The organism is Hymenobacter segetis, from assembly GCF_054776495.1.
The window spans coordinates 598,093-616,134 of sequence record NZ_BAAHBV010000001.1 but is presented as its reverse complement, the minus strand read 5'-3'; the positions used below and the strand labels follow the sequence as shown (position 1 = coordinate 616,134).

Annotated in this window: 17 protein-coding genes; 7 read left to right on the top strand and 10 right to left on the bottom strand. The window is 62.7% G+C overall.

The features are described from left to right. Nucleotides 1–5 precede the first annotated feature (5 nt). Both ACYU70_RS02705 and ACYU70_RS02700 read right to left on the bottom strand, forming a co-directional pair. Complete coding sequence (locus tag ACYU70_RS02705) at nt 6–698, bottom strand: hypothetical protein (RefSeq protein WP_342298274.1); 693 nt, start codon at nt 696–698, stop codon at nt 6–8. Nucleotides 699–757: 59 nt separating this feature from the next. Next, nucleotides 758–2,554, bottom strand: coding sequence for a S8 family serine peptidase (locus tag ACYU70_RS02700; protein WP_342298276.1), 1,797 nt, complete (start codon nt 2,552–2,554; stop codon nt 758–760). A gap of 164 nt (nt 2,555–2,718) precedes the next feature. Between ACYU70_RS02700 and ACYU70_RS02695 the strand changes: the two genes are divergently transcribed. Then, nucleotides 2,719–3,561 carry an OmpA family protein gene (locus ACYU70_RS02695; RefSeq protein WP_342298278.1) on the top strand — a complete coding sequence of 281 codons (843 nt, stop codon included), beginning with the start codon at nt 2,719–2,721 and terminating at the stop codon, nt 3,559–3,561. 80 nt (nt 3,562–3,641) lie between these two features. Here ACYU70_RS02695 and ACYU70_RS02690 read toward each other — a convergent pair whose 3' ends face one another. Further along, a complete protein-coding gene (locus ACYU70_RS02690; RefSeq protein WP_342298279.1) occupies nt 3,642–5,063 on the bottom strand; it encodes a M28 family peptidase in 1,422 nt (473 codons plus the stop codon). A 235-nt stretch (nt 5,064–5,298) separates the two neighbouring features. Then, a complete protein-coding gene (locus tag ACYU70_RS02685; RefSeq protein WP_342298281.1) occupies nt 5,299–5,919 on the bottom strand; it encodes a phosphoglycerate mutase family protein in 621 nt (206 codons plus the stop codon). 186 nt (nt 5,920–6,105) lie between these two features. On the opposite strand from ACYU70_RS02685, the gene ACYU70_RS02680 reads away from it, so the two are divergent. The 3 genes from ACYU70_RS02680 to ACYU70_RS02670 all read left to right on the top strand — a co-directional run bounded on the left by ACYU70_RS02680 (nt 6,106) and on the right by ACYU70_RS02670 (nt 8,642). Further along, nucleotides 6,106–6,786 carry a response regulator transcription factor gene (locus ACYU70_RS02680; RefSeq protein ID WP_198068200.1) on the top strand — a complete coding sequence of 227 codons (681 nt, stop codon included), beginning with the start codon at nt 6,106–6,108 and terminating at the stop codon, nt 6,784–6,786. Between the two features lie 185 nt (nt 6,787–6,971). After that, complete coding sequence (locus ACYU70_RS02675) at nt 6,972–8,351, top strand: sensor histidine kinase (RefSeq protein ID WP_342298283.1); 1,380 nt, start codon at nt 6,972–6,974, stop codon at nt 8,349–8,351. A 36-nt stretch (nt 8,352–8,387) separates the two neighbouring features. Beyond that, a complete protein-coding gene (locus ACYU70_RS02670; RefSeq protein WP_342298284.1) occupies nt 8,388–8,642 on the top strand; it encodes a hypothetical protein in 255 nt (84 codons plus the stop codon). Between the two features lie 30 nt (nt 8,643–8,672). On the opposite strand, the gene surE is transcribed toward ACYU70_RS02670, so the two are convergent. Further along, nucleotides 8,673–9,539 carry a 5'/3'-nucleotidase SurE gene (gene surE / locus ACYU70_RS02665; protein WP_342298285.1) on the bottom strand — a complete coding sequence of 289 codons (867 nt, stop codon included), beginning with the start codon at nt 9,537–9,539 and terminating at the stop codon, nt 8,673–8,675. 299 nt (nt 9,540–9,838) lie between these two features. Between surE and ACYU70_RS02660 the strand changes: the two genes are divergently transcribed. Further along, a complete protein-coding gene (locus tag ACYU70_RS02660; protein WP_342298286.1) occupies nt 9,839–11,572 on the top strand; it encodes a M14 family metallopeptidase in 1,734 nt (577 codons plus the stop codon). 60 nt (nt 11,573–11,632) lie between these two features. Here the strand turns inward: ACYU70_RS02660 and ACYU70_RS02655 are convergent, their stop codons facing one another. From ACYU70_RS02655 to ACYU70_RS02635, 5 genes are all read right to left on the bottom strand, one after another. Next, nucleotides 11,633–12,127: a DUF4112 domain-containing protein gene (locus ACYU70_RS02655; RefSeq protein ID WP_342298287.1), complete on the bottom strand. Its 495-nt coding sequence runs from the start codon at nt 12,125–12,127 to the stop codon at nt 11,633–11,635. Nucleotides 12,128–12,208: 81 nt separating this feature from the next. Then, nucleotides 12,209–12,970 carry a COG4705 family protein gene (locus tag ACYU70_RS02650; protein ID WP_342298289.1) on the bottom strand — a complete coding sequence of 254 codons (762 nt, stop codon included), beginning with the start codon at nt 12,968–12,970 and terminating at the stop codon, nt 12,209–12,211. A gap of 97 nt (nt 12,971–13,067) precedes the next feature. Then, complete coding sequence (locus tag ACYU70_RS02645) at nt 13,068–13,487, bottom strand: hypothetical protein (protein ID WP_342298291.1); 420 nt, start codon at nt 13,485–13,487, stop codon at nt 13,068–13,070. Between the two features lie 204 nt (nt 13,488–13,691). Beyond that, nucleotides 13,692–15,242 (bottom strand): sigma 54-interacting transcriptional regulator, encoded by a 1,551-nt coding sequence (locus tag ACYU70_RS02640; RefSeq protein ID WP_342298293.1) that lies wholly within the window; start codon nt 15,240–15,242, stop codon nt 13,692–13,694. Nucleotides 15,243–15,373: 131 nt separating this feature from the next. After that, a complete protein-coding gene (locus tag ACYU70_RS02635) occupies nt 15,374–16,480 on the bottom strand; it encodes a vWA domain-containing protein (protein WP_342298295.1) in 1,107 nt (368 codons plus the stop codon). A gap of 163 nt (nt 16,481–16,643) precedes the next feature. Between ACYU70_RS02635 and ACYU70_RS02630 the strand changes: the two genes are divergently transcribed. Both ACYU70_RS02630 and ACYU70_RS02625 read left to right on the top strand, forming a co-directional pair. Next, nucleotides 16,644–16,925, top strand: coding sequence for a DUF427 domain-containing protein (locus ACYU70_RS02630; protein ID WP_342298296.1), 282 nt, complete (start codon nt 16,644–16,646; stop codon nt 16,923–16,925). Between the two features lie 234 nt (nt 16,926–17,159). Continuing rightward, the gene (locus ACYU70_RS02625; protein ID WP_342298298.1) at nt 17,160–17,993 is read left to right on the top strand and encodes a bifunctional transcriptional activator/DNA repair enzyme AdaA; all 834 of its coding nucleotides are present in this window, start codon (nt 17,160–17,162) and stop codon (nt 17,991–17,993) included. Nucleotides 17,994–18,042 lie beyond the last annotated feature (49 nt).

The following is an 18,042-nucleotide window of genomic DNA, read 5'->3' as shown; positions in this document are numbered from 1 at the left end:
ATTGCTCAGAACAAGCCCACTTCAACCCCCAGCGTCCAGCGGGGCAATTCGGGCCAGGCCGCGTAGCCGGGCCCAAACACCGACGACAGCCGGTAGCGCGCCGTGAGGGCGTAGCGGTCGACGCCCACGCGCCCGCCCACCCCGCCCCACCAGCGCCGCAGGTAAGGCAGGCCATGCTCGGTGGTTTCGACGGAGCCGATGCCTGGAGCGGGTTCGTCTTCGGTGCTGTGGGAGGTGGCGGCCACCCAGCCGCCGCCGGCCAGCAGGTCGAAGTAGCGGCCCACGGCATTGCCACGGCGGCCGTAGTTCAGACGCAGGCTGAGCTCGGAATACAGCTGGTGCAGGGCCAGGCTTTCTTCGCGGTGCAGGCTGGGGCTTGGCACGAGTTTTTGACCGTTCTGCGCCAGGTTATAGCGTTGGTAAGTATAGCCCAAATCGGCATTGAAGGCCAATGCCTGACTAAACCGAAACTTGAGCCGCCCGCCGCCACGCAGCTCGGCCGAGCCCAGCCCGTAGCGCACGGCCGCACCTGCTCTGGCCGGGCCGGCCAGCAAGCCGTAGCCGAAATACGCGTGGCCAAAGTAGCGCCGGTTGGGACCAAAAGTCGTTTTCACGGTGTCATCGGCCACGTTGGCCTGCACCAGCACCTGCTGGGCGCGGGCGGCGGGCAACGCGCCGGCCAGCAAGCCCAGCAGCATTAGCCCGCGGCGCTTCGCTCCTGCCGGTTTCAATTGACTGTTCAATTTCGCGGGCTGCATTATTCTGAATACGTGGCCGTATAGCCTTTGAAATGAACGCGCAGCACGTTGCCCCCGCTGAAGAAGCGGCGCGGCACCTGCACCACCAGCCGCTGCGTGACGGCCCGGGTTTCGTAGCGACGCAATACCCCGCGCCGGTCGGCCAGGTTCCAGTAGAGGTAGGCCGGGTAGTTGGGCTCGGGCAGCGGCGCGGGGCTGGGAGCCACGGGCTGCTCGCGGCCCACGCGGGGCACGTTGTCGGCGGGGCTTTTGGCTTCCGGAGTGGGCGTGGCGGCGGGTAGTACGGGTTCGCTTTGGTCGGCCATGAGGGGCAGCATTTCGGCCGACCGCAGCGCAGCCTCGGGACGAATGATGACGGCAATCAGGCTATCACGGGGCACAAAATCGAACGTGGGCACAGTAGAAACTGCCGCATGCGCAGGCGCAAAGTGCGCAAAACGGGGCCGCCCAAAGCCATGAGCGTAATCAAAATAAGGATACAGCTCGGCCGATTTTTCCAGCCCCTGAAACACCTGCATGGCCGTGAGTTCCCGGTGCTGCTGCCACAGGCAGGCCGCAAAGCCCGCTACCAGCGGCGAGGCGAACGAGGTGCCTTCCAGCCGCTCGTAGCCGCCCCCCGGCGTGGTGGTGAGCACGATGCCAAACGCCGCCAGATTAGGCTTAGGCCGGCGGTCGGCGGTGGGGCCGTAGGAGCTGAAATCGACGTGCAGGCCGGTTTCGGGGTCGAGGCCGCCGATGGCCAGCACCGAGTCCGCATCAGCGGGCGTGCCGATGCGGACCCAGTCGTCGTCGCCGTCGTTGCCGGCGGCGCTCACCACCAGCACGCCCTTGCGGGCGGCCAGGTTGGCGGCGCGGGCAATGAGGCTGCGGTGGCCGTCCATCTGCTCGGGGAAATAGCGCTGCTCGGTGTAGGCCAGCGAGGAATTGATGATGTCGGCCCCGAGGCGGTCGGCCCATTCCACGGCGGCCAGCCAGGCTTCTTCCTCGGCGTAGCTCTCGCGGTGCAGCTGCTCGGTACGGGCCAGCAGGTATTCCGCATCCGGCGCAAGGCCCAGCGCGAGACCGGGTGAACCGCTGAAGCCGCTGGGCAGGCGGCCGGCCAGGCAGCCCATCACCTCGGTGCCGTGGCTGCCGCCGATGAATACGTCGTCGCGGTTTCTCAGAAAGTCATGGGTGGCCACGATGCGCTTGCCCGCCATCAGCTCCCGAAACGCCGGATGCTCCGGCAGCCCCCGAAAGCCCACGTCGAACACGGCAATCCGCATCCCGTGCCCGGCCAGGCCGGCGGCTCGCAGCGCCGCCCCGTCGAGGTGGGCCGTTTGGCGGCGGGCCAGCAGGTAGTCGTTGGCCGTAATGGGCTTGGGCGAGCTGGCGGGCAGGAGGACTGATGAGTTGGTGGAGTAATGAGCGGCTATTTCAACGTTGCGCAGCGGCCATTCCTCAACGTTGGCCACGCCGGGCAACGCCCGCAGCGCGGCGGCCTGCGCGGGCGTAGCACGGCAGGCTACAGCATTAAACCAGCGGCTGACCAGCGTCACGGTATCCACCCGCGCCGTGATGGCGGCCACGTAATCGGGCCGCACGGGCAGGTCAGTGGCATCAAAAGCCGGTAAGTGCTGGCGGGTGCGGCGGGCCAACGCGGCGGGCGAAAAGTACCGCGCCGGGTCGAAGCGCACGCCGCTTTTGTCGCGCAGCGTCACCCAGTAGCGCTCCGAGGGGTGTTGATTTTCAGGCAGCGAAGTACCGGGCTGGCCCATAGCAGCCACCGGCCCGGTCGCGCCCAGCAGGGAGAGCACCAGTCTGGCAGCCCGGCGGCTTGGCCCCATCCGCTTCCAAACGGTAGTAACTAAAGGAGAAAAGTGCATAGTATTTCGCCAAAGATAACCCTTGCCAGCGGGCTCCGTTTTAAGGCTGGACCATTTTGAGGTCTAATTGACTTCTTTACTTTTCTTTCGCTCTTATGAATTTTCGCCTCTTCCCCACCCTGCTACTAGGTGCCACGCTGCTGGCTCTGCCCGGCTGCAACCAGAAAGAAATTGCGGCCCTGCAACAGCAGAACTCCGAGCTCACCAAATCGCGCGACCAGCTCGCGATGGAAAAAAGTGCCCTGGCCTCGGCCAAAGCCCGCAACGAGGAAGAGTTGCGCAACTCGCTGCTCAACAAAAACCAGCAGGTCAACCAGCTGAACCAGAACCTGGGCGATGCCGAAACCGACATCAAAAACAAAAATGCCGACCTGCAAAGCAAAGAGGCCGACCTGCAAAGCAAAACTGCCCGCATCGCCGAGCTTCAGAATGCCTTGGCTCAGAAAGACGCCGCCACCAAAGCCCTCCGCCAGCGCGTTTCGGACGCGCTGCTGGGCTTCAACGCCCAAGATTTGCAGGTGAGCGTGAAAAACGGCAAAGTGTATGTGTCGCTCTCCGAGCAGCTGCTCTTCAAATCGGGCTCGACCAAAGTAGACCCCAAGGGCCAGGATGCCCTGCGCAAGCTGGCCACCGCCCTCAAGGACAATAAAGACGTGAATGTGCTGGTGGAAGGCCACACCGACAACGTGCCCATCAAAGGCACCACCGCCAGCGGGGCCCGCGACAACTGGGACCTGAGCGTGATGCGCGCCACCGAAATCACCCGCCTGCTCACCTCCGCCGGCATGGACCCCGCCCAGGTCACGCCCTCGGGCCGGGCCGAGTTCCTGCCCCTGGCCGCCAACGACACTCCCGCCAACAAGGCCCTGAACCGCCGCACCGACATCATCCTGACGCCCAAGCTGGACGAGCTGTTCTCGATTCTGAATCAGAATTAAGCTTGATTATCAGCCTAACGAAACGGCCCCACCTGCTTGCGCGGGTGGGGCCGTTTCGTTGGGCTGTCCCTTAGTGTCTGTTACAAGCCGTACTTGCTCAGAAGGTAAATTAAGGAAGCCATGCTGGCCCCGCCCAGCTCCAGCTCGCGGCGGTTCACTTTATCAAAGGTGTCGGCAGCCGTGTGGTGGATGTCGAAGTAGCGCTGCGAGTCGCACTTGTATCCGATGAGGGCTTTGGGATGCACGGCGGCTTGCAGGGGCTCGATGTCGGTGCCGGAGTGGCCGGCCGTTACGTCGGCAGCGTGGTAAGGTACCAGCAGTGGCGCCAGCCGGGCCAGCTTGGCCACGGTGGCGGGGTCGCCCTCCACGGTGAAGCCGCGCGGCGTGAACCCGCCCCCGTCCGACTCGATGGCAGCGAGGTGGGTTTCCTTATTCTGGGCGGCGAGGCGGGCGTATTCGTTGCCGCCGCGAGTGCCGTTTTCCTCATTCATGAAGAGCACGGCGCGTAGCGTGCGCTCGGGCTTGAAGCCGGCGGCGCGGAGCAGGCGCAGAGCCTCAATGCTTTGTACGCAGCCGGTGCCATCGTCGTGCGCGCCCTGGGCGAGGTCCCAGGAGTCGAGGTGGCCGCCCACGGTGATGATTTCCTGCGGGAATTTGCTGCCCTTGATTTCGCCCACTACGTTATAGCTTTTTTCCTCGGGCAGGGTGATGCACTCCATTTCCAACTCGAATTGCAGGTCAGGGTTGGCCTTGAGGAGCTGGCTGAGCTTGTCGGCGGCGTTGGTGCTGAGGGCCGCGCCGGGCACTTTGGTCACGCCCTCGGCGTAGCGCATAGTGCCGGTGTGTGGGTTGTCGTCGCGGGCGCTGGTCATGGAGCGCACTAGGGCGCCCACGGCCCCGCGCTTGGCGGCTTCGATGGCCCCGTTGGCGCGCTGGTCCACGGCCCCGCCGTAGGCCGCGCCCGGCTCGATGAGGGCATCGTTGAAGGGACGGTTATAGAACACGAACTTGCCTTTCACAGCCGCTTCGGGCAGGCTTTTCACTTCCTCCAGGCTGTGCACTTCCACCACGCCGGCTTTCAGCTTGCCCCCAGTGCTCACCGAGCCGCCCAGGGCGCACACCGGCACCCGCACGCCTTTGTCCTTATTACCAATGATTTCGCCGCGCTCCTTGCCGCCGCGCACCCAGTGCGGCACCATCACCTCCTGCAAATACACGCGGTCGAAACCGGCTTTTTCCATGGTGGCCTTGCCCCACTCCACGGCCATCTGGGCCTGCGGCGAGCCCGACAAACGCGGCCCGATATTGCCGGTGAGGTAGCGCAAATTTTCGTAGCTCTCGCCGCGCAGCAGGGCTTCATCGAAGATTTTGCGCAGCGCCAGCGAGTCGGTCTGGTCGGATTTTGCCGCAGCAACGGACGCGGGTACCGCCTTGTTCTTTCTGTGCGACTGCGCTTCACTTGGAGCGTTGATTACCAACAATGCGCCGGCCAAAACCAGCATTTTTTTAACGTGACAATGCATAGAGCGACGACCTGAAGCCGCGACCGTAGTGGCCGGGCGTGGGCGAAAGTACGGCAGCGGGCCATTGTGGGGTGCGGCACCGGTTATTTTAAGCCGGAGAAACGCTGTGGCGGCCGTACCAGCCGCCAATAACTAACAAGGCCGTAACTCCTCCCGCAACGCGGCGAAGGATTACGGCCTTGCTCATTTTTACCGATTCGGTTATTGGCGATGGCTATTTAACCGGCGTGGCCGGCACCATGGGTGCAGCCTTGCCCAGTTTGATGCCCGGACGGCGCTCGGGGCCGTAGCCGCGCATGTCCACGGTGGGCATGAGGCCTTCCGCCACGCGCACCGTGAATAGGTATTCGTAGTCGTGCTCGCCGATTTCTTCCACCGGCGGGGTGGCCCCGAAATCATCAATGAGTGATAAAACCGTGTTGGAGTGGCCCACGATAACCACCGATTTGCCGGCGTATTCTTTTAGGATGCGGTCGGCGAGGTCGCGGCCCCGTTTGGGGTCGTAGGTCTGCGGCTCCAGTTTCAGGGCTTCGGCCAGCGGGGCCAGGGTGGCGCGGGTGCGCTTGGTGTCGGTGGTGAACAGGGCGGCGGGGTGGTGGCGCAGCAGCGTCTGGCGCAGGGCCAGGGCGCGGGTCTGGCCCAGGGGCGAGAGCGTGGGGTCGGCGCGGTCGGAGGTCGAATCTTTTTCGGCGTGCCGCACAATATATATCGTGGTTACCACGGGCTTGATTTTGGTTTTGACTTTGGTCGCGGCCGGGGCCTGAGCGGCGGAAGGGCCGGCGAAAGCGGCCAGGCCGGCCATCAGCCACATTAATAAGGAGAAACGCTGAGTCATTGGAAAGGAAAAAGACGGTGAATGTGCTCAGCAAATTACGCCGTAATTGGGAATAAGGGTTGAATTTGGGACGGCTTCATGTGCTGTTCAGACGGCTATGCCGTATGTTGCTGACGGAATCCGGACCTTTCGGCCGCTCGCCGCCGCAAAGCCCTTCTCCCCGCACCTCAACCCCCAATCCCCTTCATGCACGTTCTGCTCATCGAAGACGAAAAAAGCCTGCACCAGGAAATGCGGCAGTTTCTGCTGCAAGCCCAGTACCTGGTCGACTCGGCCTACACCTACGCCGAGGCGTCGGAAAAACTGTACGTGAGCAGCTACGACTTCGTGCTGCTCGACCTGGGCCTGCCCGGCGGCGACGGCCTCGACCTGCTCCGCGAAGCCCGGCTGAATGAAAACCAGGAGGCCTCGTTCATCATCCTCACCGCGCGCGGCGCGCTCGACGACCGCATTCGCGGCCTCGACCTCGGGGCCGACGACTACCTGCCCAAGCCCTTCTCGCTGCTGGAACTCACCAGCCGGATGCAGGCCATCACGCGCCGCAAGTTCAACCTCAAGCGCCCGGAAATTACCTTCGGCCAAGGCTTTAGCATGGACCCCAATGCCCGCATCGTGCGCCACGGCGGCCAGGAAGTGCCCCTCACCAAAAAGGAGTTCGACCTGCTGCACTACCTGCTGCTGCACCGGGGCCGTGTGCTCACGCGCCTGCAGCTCGGCGAGCACCTATGGGGCAACGTGCTCGAAGACGATTCCGACTCGAACTACATCGACGTGCACATCAAAAACGTGCGCAAGAAGCTGGCCCAGTTCGCCTCGGCTGATTTTCTGGAGACGGTGCGCGGGATTGGGTACCGGGCAGCGGAGTAAAATTAAACGCCTGTCATTGCGAGCGGAGCGAAGCAATCCGTCCTTTTCTCAGCGACCAACCAAATAATGTGACAAGCCCCGGCACCGCACAGTTCCGGGGCTTGTCGTTTTCAGAAAGTGTCTGACTTTTACAGGACGGATTGCCGCGTTCCGCTGCGCTCCACTCGCAATGACAACCGAAAACCATGCGTCTCGAAGCCAAGCTTGCCCTGTTCAATGCCCTGTCCAAGCTGCTGCTGGTGCTGCTGGGGGCGCTGGTGATTCCGCCCATCGTGCAGCGCGTAGCCGTGGCGCACACCGACCTGCACCTGCGCGCCAAAAAGCAGCAGGTGCTGGCCCTCATTGCTCGCGATGGCCTGCAGGCGTTCGAACGCGGCGAGCGGGCCGAGACTTACGCCGACTACAACATCTTCAAGCAGGAATACATCACCCTCACGCCGCTGCCCGCCGGCAAGGCCCTGCCGCCCGAGCACATTTTTGAGGAGCCCCGGCAGGTGGACCAGCAGGTGGAGGATTTTCGGATTCTGAGCTTTGCGCGGCCCGCCCAGGCCCCGAATCAGCCCGCGTTTCGGGTTGAGATTGGCTCATCGCTGGAGACGGTGGAACTGCTGACGGGCACGCTGCGCAACCTGGCCTTGTGGGTACTGGTGGCGGCCTCGCTGCTCACCGTGCTGTCCGATGCGGCCTTTGCCCACTACCTGCTGGAGCCTTTGCGCGAGCTGACTATTCGCAAGCTGCGGGGCATTCGTCAGCCGTCGGATTTTCAGTTTGAACCCATTGATACTGATACTACTGACTTTCGTCGGCTCGATGACCGGTTGAACTCGCTGATGCGGCAGGTGCAGTCGGCTTTCGCCAAGGAGCGGGAGTTTATGAGCAACGTGAGCCACGAGCTGCTCACACCGGCCAGCATCCTGCAATCGCGCTTCGAGAACATGCTGCAGGACCCCACCCTGCCCGAGGCGCACGCCCAGCAAATCGTGGAATCGCAGCGCACGCTCTACCGCCTGCGCAATACCGTGCGCACCCTGCTGCTCATCGCCAACATCGAAAACGAGCAGTACCTGCGCAACGAATCCGTACGCCTGAGCACCGTCGTGGCCGAGGTAGCCGAGGAACTGGACGACCGCCGCCAGCAGCGCGACATCACCCTAGAAGTGGACATCACCGGCGACGACACCCGCCCCCAGGCCAACGCCAGCCTGCTGCACACGCTGCTGCGCAACCTGCTCTCCAACGCCATCAAGTACAACCGCGAGGGCGGCAGCATCCGAGTGCTGGGCCGGCCCCTGCCCACCGGCGGCTACACGCTGCGGGTGGAAGATTCCGGCCCCGGCATCTCGCCGGAAAACCTTCCGTACCTGTTCGACCGGTTTCGGCGCTTCAATTCCAACGCGCCCGGCTCGCCGGAGGGCTACGGCCTAGGGCTGCCCATTGCCCAGACCATTGCGGGCTTCCACGGGGCCACGCTGCGGGCCGAGTCGGAAGTGGGCCGGGGCACGGCGTTTATTCTCGATTTTCAGCCCGCCGCCAACTTGCCGGTGGGGTTCATGCCGGCTTCATAGGGGTACTAGTAGTTTCGGGCAGTTATTCAACTTTCCGTGCGTACTCTGCTCAAACTCCTGCTTGGTAGCCTGCTGCTGGTGCTAATAGTAGCTCTGGGAACTGAGGTAGTGGCCCTGCACCGCAGCGCCCTGCCCCTGCCCACCCAAACCACCTCGCCGGTGGTGGTGCGCAAATCGACCACCGCGCCCATGCCGCCCAAAATGGTGCGGCCGGTAGCGGACCACCGGCCTCCACCCACCAAACTGCGCAAAGCCGCACTACCCGTTCATGACAAAGCCCCGGCTAATTAGCCGGGGCTTTGTTATTTAAAATGGGCTTGGCTACTCTTGGTTGGCCACGCCGTAGTCTTCCGAGGGCACGGGCTGGGGCGGCGTGGCCACCACCTGCGTTTCGGGCAGCGGCAATTGCCACCGCTCGCTGAGGTGGTCCAGGCCGTGGGCGGCGGTGAGGTCGAACTTGCAGGGCACGATGGATACGTAGTTGTTGGCCAGGGCCCACTCGTCGGTATCGGTGCCGGGGTCGAGGTTCACGAACTGGCCCACCAGCCAGTAGTACGGGCGCTGGTAGGGATCGAGGCGGCGGTCGAACTCCTCCTGCCACTTGGCGCGGGCCTGGCGGGCCAGGCGCAGGCCGGCAATGGGCGTATCAGAGTTTTTGGGGATGTTCACGTTGAGGGCCGTGCCGGCGGGAATGCCGTGGTCGAGGGCGTGGCGGCACACCTGGGTCACCCACTCGCCGACGTGCGAGAAATCGGCGTTCGGGCCGTACTCGCAGAGGGAGAAGCCCACGGCGGGGAGCCCTTCAATCGCAGCTTCAATGGCGGCCGACATCGTGCCTGAGTACAGCACGTTTACCGAGGCGTTGGAGCCGTGGTTGATGCCGGACACCACGAGGTCGGGCGTGCGGTCTTTAAGCACGTAATGCTTGGCAATTTTCACGCAGTCGGCTGGGGTGCCGGAGCACTCGTATGCATCTACTTCGGGCCCAAAAACCGGATTTTTGGTGAGGCGCAGGGCGTGGCCGATGGTGATGGCGTGGCCCATGCCGGACTGCGGCGAATCGGGGGCAACAACGACAACTTCGGCCCCGAGGGCCACCATGGCTTCGACGAGGTGGCGGATGCCGGGGGCGGTGATGCCGTCGTCGTTGGAGACGAGGATGAGGGGGCGCGGGAGGGCGGCGGACATAGGCAAAGGGTGTTTGGGGTTGGGCAAAGGTAGGTGGAGGGAGAAACTGGGCGAAAAAACTCCCCTCCTTACCAAGGAGGGGATGTTCGCGCGAAGCGCGGACGGGAGTGGTTGGGGCGTTGAACGACGGGCGGCGGGTTTCGTTCGGGTTTCGTTCGAGCGTATTCCAACGCCTACAACCACCCCAGCTTGCGCTTCGCGCAAGCGTCCCCTCCTTGGTAAGGAAGGGAGTTTTGTTCTCACGTCCCCGTTCTAACCGTTCCTTTGCAGCTATGTTCGCCTTTCTCCTTGCTTCGCTCATGACCCTCGCTCCCACCCTGCCCGCGCCCGCCCCGGCCTGGCGCACGCCGTTTGAAAACGACCCAGCCGGCAACACCACGGCCACCTACGCCGAGTGCCTCGCCTACTACCAGAAGCTGGCCGCCGCCTATCCCACCCACCTGCACCTGGCCGAGGCCGGCCCGACCGACGCGGGCCTGCCGCTGCACGAAGTAGTGCTGAGCGCCGACGGCGATGCCGACCCGGCCAGCACCCGCCGCAAAAACCGCCGCATTCTGTTCATCCAGAACGGCATTCACCCCGGCGAGCCGGAGGGCATCGACGCGAGCATGATGCTGGCGCGGGATATGATGCAGCAGAAGTCGCTGGCGAAGCTGCTGGAACAGGTGACGGTGGTCATCGTGCCGGTGTATAACATTGATGGGATGCTGAACCGCAACTCCACCACCCGCGTGAACCAGAACGGGCCGGCCGCCTACGGCTTCCGGGGCAATGCGCGGCACCTGGATTTGAACCGCGACTACATCAAGCAGGAATCGCGCAACGCGCAGTCCTTCGCGGCGCTGTTTCAGAAGTGGCAGCCCGATGTGTTTGTGGAAACGCACACGTCGAATGGGGCCGACTACCAGTACACCATGACGCTCATTGCCACCCAGCACAGCAAGCTGGCCCCGGCGCTGGGCACTTATCTGCAGGGGCAGATGCTGCCTGCTTTGTATAAGAGTATGGAGAAAAAGAAGTGGCCGATGACGCCCTACGTCGACTTTGAAGGCCAGACCCCGGAGAGCGGCCTGCGGGCTTTCCTCGAAACGCCGCGCTACTCCACCGGCTACGCGGCGCTGTTCAACACCATCGGCTTCATGCCCGAGACGCACATGCTCAAGGCTTTCGCGCCCCGCGTGCATTCCACCTATGATTTCCTGCTGACCATGCTCGAAACTGTGGGGCAGCAGGCCCCCGCCCTGGCCGCCGCCCGCGCCAAAGCCACCGCCGACATGGCCACCCAAACCGCCTTCCCCCTCACCTGGGCGCTGGATGAAAGCACGCCCGAAACCGTGCAGTTCCGGGGCTACGAGGGCAAGATGAAGCCCAGCGAAGTGAGCGGCCAGCCGCGCCTGTACTACGACCGCGCCGCGCCCTTCACCCGGCCGGTGCAGTACTTCAATACCTTCAAACCCACCACCACCGCCAGCCGGCCCACCGCCTACATCATCCCCAAAGCCTGGACCGAGGTGGCCGAGCGCCTGCGCCGCAACGGGGCCACGCTGGAGCCGCTGGCCCGCGAGGTGACCGCGCCAGTGGAAGTCTATTATTTCGAGGATTTCAAAACCACGCCCCGGCCCTTCGAGGGCCATTACGTGCACAGCCAGGTGCGCCTGCAAACCCGGCCAGAAACCGTCACTTTCCACCCCGGCGATTTGGTGGTTTATTTGAATGAAGCCGCGCCCACCCGCTACCTCATGGAGACCCTGGAGCCGCAGGCCACCGATTCGTTCTTCGCCTGGGGCTTTTTCGATAGCGTGCTGCAGCAGAAGGAGCACTACTCCGACTACGTATTTGAGGACCTGGCCGCCGACCTGCTGCGCCGCGACCCCGCCCTACGCGAGCGCCTCGAAAAGCTCAAAAAAGATAACGCCGCCTTCGCCGCCAACGGCCCCGCCCAGCTGGAGTGGGTGTACCTGAACTCGGCCTACCACGAGCCCGGCCACAACCGCTACCCGGTGGCACGCTGGCTGGGCACAGGGAAATTGTGAGTCAAGAATTAGCAGTTAGGAGTTAAAATCGCCCAGCCCCCAACCCATAACTCTTAACTCTTAACTGAAATAATGCCAGCCCCAGCGCAGCAACGCCACGCTGCCCCAGCCCACTAGCCCCACCACGGCCACCAGCACCACCAGCAGCAGTACTATCAGGCCCCGGCCGCTGCCGCTGTGGCGGCCCTCGGCGTAGTGGCGGCGCAACAGGGCCACGTTGCGCTCGTTGCTTTTGTAGGCGAAATCGAACACGTTGCCGAGGATGGGAATACCGCCCACCACGGTATCGATGAGGATATTGAGGGCCATGCGCACCACCACGGCCCCGCTGGCCCCGTGCCGGAACATGGTCATCAGCAACGCTACCGAAACCACAGTGGTGGACAGGTCGCCGACCACGGGCAGCAGCCCCAGCAGCGGGTCGAGGCCGAAGCGGAAGCGGGTGCCGGGCAGCCGGAACTGGCTGTCCATGAGCCGGGCCACGCGCTCGACCCAGCGCAGGCGCTCATCGGCATCGAAGGAAGAAGGGAGCGGCGGCTGCGGGCGAGGGAGCATAAGGCGGGCTTTGGGGGCCTGTACGTATACTACGGGCTAAATGATGGCCCGAGCGCTGCGCAACCGGCCCGGCGGCACGGCCTAGCGGGGCGCGAGGCGGTCGGGCTCAACCCCGGCCTCCGGCTGCTTGCGGAAGGTTTCGTACAGCACCAGCGCTACCAGCAGGCCGAAAAGGATGAGCGAGGAGCCCTGGGTGCCGAAGCCCAGCCCGTTTTTGGCCACCGGCTTGGTGAGCAAGTCGCCAAACGTGGCCCCAAACGGCCGCGTGAGCACAAACGCCACCCAGAACAGCAGCACCCGCGAAATCCCGGTGAAGTAATACGCCAGCACCAGCACCGCCAGCGCACCGCCGATGAGCAGGGCCCCGCCCCCAAAACCCAGCCCGGAATCATCGGCCAGGAAATCGCCCAGCGCCGTGCCCAACGTGTTCGACACCAGAATGGCCGCCCAGTAGAACACCTCGCCCGTGCGGGTTTTGATGTCGGTGACGGACAGGGATTTTTCGCGCAGCCACCACAGGCCCAGCACCAGCCCCAGCAGGGTCACCAGTATCAGCGAGCCGGTGGCGTAGCCCAGCTCCAGGGTGCGGTCCATATAGTCGGAAATGGTGGTGCCGGCCGTGCTGGTGGCCAGAATGGTGGCCCAATACAGGGCCGGAATGTAGCGCGACACGGCCAGCTGCCCCGCCAGCACCACCACAAAAAAGCCCAGCAAAATAACCGAGCTGGTGCCGTAGCCCACCTTCATGGTCTGGGCCAGCTGGTCGCCGGCAGTTTCGCCCAGCGTGGTGGCACAAATCTTCATTATCCAGAAGAGCAGGGTGATTTCCGCGATTTTTTTCATCAGCAAGTTGGAATGATAACCGGACAATAATCGGCGGCCTTCCTGTTGATTTCCTGTGGCGGCCCGCCGGAAAGGGAAACGCTACCTCGCAAATCGGCTAGGCCAGCTGGCCCAGCAGCCAGGCCACGGCCGCGCCCTCATCGGTGAAAGTGCGCAGGGCAAAGGCATCGGTGGCGGCGTAGGCCGCTTCCATCACGGCGCGCAGCTCATCATCGGCGCGCAGGTTCTCGGCCCGCACGGGCGCTACCAGGAAAGCCAGGCGCAGGTGAGCCGGGCGCACCAGGGCGGCGGCCCGGGGCAGCCAGTCGGTGGTGACCCAGCGGGCGGCGTCGGCGTTGGTGGTGGGGCGGCGGCGTACGTCAAACAGCCAGTGCGGTGTGCCCAGGGCTTCCGGTGCTCGCAGCACGGCCTCGTACTCGGACCGTTCTGTGCTGTGGGTGTGAAAAGTGAGCCAACGCGCCGTGAACAGGTCCAGGTCGGGACGGTAGGCAAACTGGATGGGAAGCGGAGGGTTCATGGCGCAGAAAACGGCGAGCGGCCAAAACTACGATGCCGCCGGGCAGCAGTCGCATTTAGGGCGGGCGGAGCGGCTAAAAATTGGGGGCTTGAGCAACTCGATTCGCAAAAAAACAGAATCCCGGAACACGCAAAAGCCCCGCATACCGGTGGGTACGCGGGGCTTCTTCAGTTTAGTCGCGGACTAAAAGTCCGCGCTACTACCCTACCGGCGGCGGCGCGGCTTCTCCTCCTCGTCCTCGTCGTCCTCATCGCCATCCCCAAAGCTGGGCATGGTGAACATCGAGGAGAGCAAGTCCTTGAACTGCGCGCCGGCCGTGAGGCGGTTGCGCGAAATCAGGCTGTGCTCGCTCAGGCCGTGGAGCAGGAATTCCATGAGGAAATAAGTGTGCTCGGGCGTTTCGTTGGGGTGCAGCTCGGTCACGATGTCGCGCAGGCCGGGCACTAGGTCGAGGGCTTTCTTATAGTCCTCGGTGCTGGCGTCGTGCAGCAAATCCAGCGTGTGGCCGTTGCCGAACCACTCCTGCACCGTTTTGTAGGGCGAGGGGCGGTTTTTGAGCTTCTTGCTCTTGTCGGGGTCGGGGAAATAATTCAGGAAGAGCGTGCGGATGGCCTTGCCCATCAGCTTCTCGGCCACGATACCCGCGCCCTCCTGCTCGCCCTCATACACCAGCTCCACCTTACCCGTCACGGCCGGCACGGCCGAAATGAAGTCGCCCAGGCGCACGTAGGTATTGCTCTCACCGTTCACCAGCGCCCGGCGCTCGGCCCCCGCAATCACCTGCTCATAGGCCGAGATGGTGAGGCGGGCTGACACGCCCGATTTGGCATCCACGAACTCGGAGCCGCGTGCCTCCACAGCCACCTGCTCCACGAGGTCATGGATAACTTCGTTGCTCGTCACCATGCCCTTCTGCTCGTCCTTGATGCGGGCTTCCTGCTTGGTGATGCGCTTGCCGATTTCAATCGACTTCGGGTAGTGCGTGATAATCTGGGCATCAATCCGGTCCTTGAGCGGCGTCACGATGCTACCGCGGTTGGTGTAGTCCTCCGGGTTGGCCGTGAAGACAAACTGGATATCGAGCGGCAGCCGCACCTTGAAGCCGCGAATCTGAATATCGCCCTCCTGCAAAATATTGAACAGCGACACCTGAATGCGGGCCTGCAAGTCGGGCAGCTCGTTAATCACGAAAATACCCCGGTGCGCCCGCGGAATGAGTCCGAAGTGAATCACCCGCTCGTCGGAGTACGGCAGTTTCAGCGTGGCGGCTTTGATGGGGTCGGCATCGCCGATGAGGTCGGCCACCGACACATCGGGCGTGGCCAGCTTCTCGGTGTACCGGTCGTTGCGGTGCATCCAGGTCACGGGCGTGTCGTCGCCGTGCTCGGCAATGAGGTTTTTGGCAAACACCGACAGCGGCTGCAGCGGGTCGTCGTTCAGCTCCGAGCCGGCCACCACGGGCATGTACTCATCGAGCAGGTTGATGAGCAGCCGCGCAATGCGGGTTTTGGCCTGCCCGCGCAAGCCCAGCAAATTGATGTGGTGCCCGGCCAGAATAGCGCGCTGCAACTCGGGAATCACCGTTTCGTCGTAGCCGAAAATGCCGGGAAACACGTCCTCCTTGAGGCGCAGCTTGCGGATAAGGTTTTCCCGCAACTCGGCTTTCACGGTGCGGGGCTTGTAGCCAGACTTTTTCAGCTGGCCCAAAGTGGTGATGTGTGCGGAATGGTTGGTTGGAAGCTGGTCGTTGGCCATGAAATGGGTTAAATTGTCATCCTGAGCAGCGCGAAGGACCTTATCACGTCCGCGCCGTTTGCATTAAGAGAACTGAAAAAGGCCGCCGTGATAAGATGCTTCCTTCGTCAGCATGACAGAAAAAGAGGGTTTTACAGCGTCTTGCGCCGGTTTTTCTTGTAGTCCTCGAACACCAGATGCCCCAGTCCTTTCAGGCCCGAATAATAGGCCTTGCCCTGGTTCACCTCCGTAAATTCCTCCACGAATTTCTGCAAATACGGGTCGGAGGTAATCATGAACGTGGTGATGGGGATTTTCACGCGGCGGGCGGCGGCGGCCAGGTTCAGGGTCTTGTTCACCACTTTGCGGTCGAGTCCGAAGGAGTTTTTGTAGTAGCCGCCGGGCTCTTTCAGGCAGGTGGGCTTGCCGTCGGTAATCATGAAAATCTGCTTGTTGGGCGTTTTGCGCTTGCGGAGCAGGTCCATGGCCAGTTCCAGGCCGGCCACGGTGTTGGTGTGGTACGGCCCCACTTGCAGATAGGGCAAATCCTTTATTTCAATCTGCCAGGCGTCGTTGCCAAACACGATGACGTCGAGGAAATCCTTGGGGTATTTCTGCTTCACGAGCTCGGCCAGAGCCATGGCCACTTTTTTGGCGGGCGTGATACGGTCCTCGCCGTAGAGAATCATCGAGTGCGAGATGTCAATCATCAGCACGGTGCTGGTCTGCGACTTGTGCTCGTTTTCGCGCACTTCCAGGTCGCCCTCGGTCAGCATGAACTCGCCGCTTTCCATGCCGTGGTTGAGCTGGGCGTTGCGGATGGATTCGGTCATCTGAATCGACTCCAGCGAGTCGCCGAAGCGGAACTCGCGCAGGTCGGTGCTCTGCTCGTCGCCTTGGCCGGTATGGGGCGTGCGGTGGTTGCCGGTGCTGCTCTTTTTCAGCTTGCCGAAAATCTCCTCCAACGCACTCTTGCGGATGCCCTGCTCAGTCTTGGGCGTGATTTTGAATTCGCCCTTTTGCTGCTCATTCTCATCAATGTAGCCCTTCTTTTTCAGGTCATCGATGAAGTTGCCCATGCCGTAGTTGTCATCGGTGAGGCCGTACTGCTTGTCGAGCTCATTGAGCCACTGTAGGGCCTCGCCTACGTCGCCGGAGGTGATGGTAACGAGCTGCATGAACAGCTTAAACAACGACTCGAAGCCCTTCTCGGGCTGGTCTTCGGGCACAAAATCGCGGAAGCGGAAGCCAACGGCCATATAATTTCTCTTTCAGGATAGGCTTGGAAAACAAGCACGGTGCGGGCAATGTTCAATTGGCTCATCTGTCATTCCGAGCAGAGCGAGGAATCTGAGGTGTGATAACCGCATTCTCCAGATTCCTCGCTCTGCTCGGAATGACACTTTCGCTACATCCCACCCAATGAAAGCCATCTGGAACAACACCGTTGTGGCCGAGAGCGACCACACCGTCGTCATCGAGAACAACCACTATTTCCCCGCTGATTCCATCAAAAAGGAGTTTTTTGAAGACAGCATCGCCCAAACCAGCTGCCCCTGGAAAGGCCGCGCCAGCTACTACTCGCTGACCGTGAACGGCGAAAAAAACAAAGATGCCGCCTGGTATTACCCCGAGCCCAAGGACGCTGCCCTGGAAATCAAAGGCCGCGTAGCGTTCTGGAAAGGCGTGCGAGTGGAAAAGTAAACCGCTACTCGACTCAGTTACATTAGAACGTCATGCTGAGCGCAGCCGAAGCATCTCTACCTCAGAAGTAATCCAATCGAATGGGTTTACTTCTGAGGTAGAGATGCTTCGGTTGCGCTCAGCATGACGTTCTTTTTATTTCAGAGTTCCCCTCTCAACCCAAACTGCGCAAGAATCGGGTTTCTACCCTGCTCATCCAGTGCGAATTTTGTAGTCAATCAGCGAATCATTCCCATGACTGACTACCAGCGCATCGCCGCCGCCCTCACCTACGCCCAGGCCCATTTCCAAACCCAGCCCGACCTTGATGAGCTGGCTAGGCAGGCCCATTGGAGCCCGTTTCATTTCCAGCGCAAGTTTCAGGAATGGGCCGGCGTGTCGCCCAAGAAATTCCTGCAATACCTGAGCTTGGACCACGCCAAGCAGCTGCTGCGCCAGCAAGCCTCGGTGGCTGAGGCGGCGCATGAAACCGGCCTTTCCGGCACCGGCCGCCTGCACGATTTATTCGTGACCCTGGAAGCCATGACGCCCGGCGAATATCGCCACGGTGGGGCTGCTCTGGCCATTCGATACAGCTTTGGTGAAAGCGCGTTCGGCCCTTATCTGGTGGCCTCCACCGCCAAAGGTATCTGCAAGCTGGCCTTCATCGAAGACGAAGCTGCCGCGCTGGCCGAGTTGCGGACGGAGTGGCCCAATGCCACGCTTGCCGCTGAAGAAACCGGTGCCCACGCCCAGGTGGCGCAGTTTTTCACCCGCGACTTCCCTCCCACCGCCCGGCTGCACCTGCATTTGAAAGGCACGCCATTCCAGCTCAAAATCTGGGAATCGCTGCTGCGGGTGCCCGAGGGCGAACTGCGCACCTACGCCCAACTGGCCGAAGCCGCCGAGCGCGGCGCGGCCGTGCGGGCGGCGGGCACCGCCATCGGGGCCAATCCGGTGGCCTACCTCATCCCCTGCCACCGCGTCATTCGCGGCACCGGCGAGCTGGGGCAGTACCGCTGGGGCAGCACACGCAAGGCGGCGCTGGTGGGCTACGAGGCGGCACGGGCCGAGCCGCAGGCAGCCTGATTCACCAACAAACAGCAGCCCCATAAAAAACGCCCCGGTCCATAAGGCC